This window comes from Xanthomonas pisi DSM 18956, assembly GCF_001010415.1.
GTDB lineage: Bacteria > Pseudomonadota > Gammaproteobacteria > Xanthomonadales > Xanthomonadaceae > Xanthomonas > Xanthomonas pisi.
In genome coordinates this window covers 1-452 of sequence record NZ_JPLE01000237.1, presented here as the reverse complement: position 1 = coordinate 452, position 452 = coordinate 1, and the positions used below count along the sequence as shown (strand labels likewise).

Below are 452 nucleotides of genomic sequence, written 5' to 3'. Positions count from 1 at the left end.
AGAGAAAGGGCACGGGCTATAGCCATTCCCCTACCATGTTCATCAAGACCAGCTTCTTTACAGGCTTGCGCTAGCCGCTGGGCGAATTCTTTGCGCACTTTTTCATTCTGAACCATGAGTACGATACTAAAGCACTTGCAAAAACTTTCAGTTCAACCATAATACGTACTGAAAGTACGAAAAAGGATATTCCTATGCAAAATCTTGATGAGCCGATTAAAGGTTTCGGCGTCCCTGAAGTTGCGAAGGCTTGTGGAGTTAGCGAGAGGGCTGTCTATAAGTGGCTCAAAAACGGCTTCCTCCCTAAGACTGAGTTTTTTGGGAAAACTAAATACGCATCAAAAATCGAAGAGATTTCTGGTGGCAAATATCAAGCAAGCGAAATGCTTGAAATAAGCAAACAGAACCTTCTGGCTGCATAAGTAACACCGCTATTTTCACAATGGACATTC

The 452-nt window shown here is 43.1% G+C and carries 1 protein-coding gene; it reads left to right on the top strand.

Features of this window, described 5'->3' with window-relative positions; translation table 11 throughout:
• The first annotated feature begins 194 nt into the window (after window positions 1-194).
• On the top strand, window positions 195-422 hold the full coding sequence (locus Y887_RS19680) for a helix-turn-helix domain-containing protein (RefSeq protein WP_084726102.1): 228 nt from the start codon (window positions 195-197) through the stop codon (window positions 420-422).
• Window positions 423-452 lie beyond the last annotated feature (30 nt).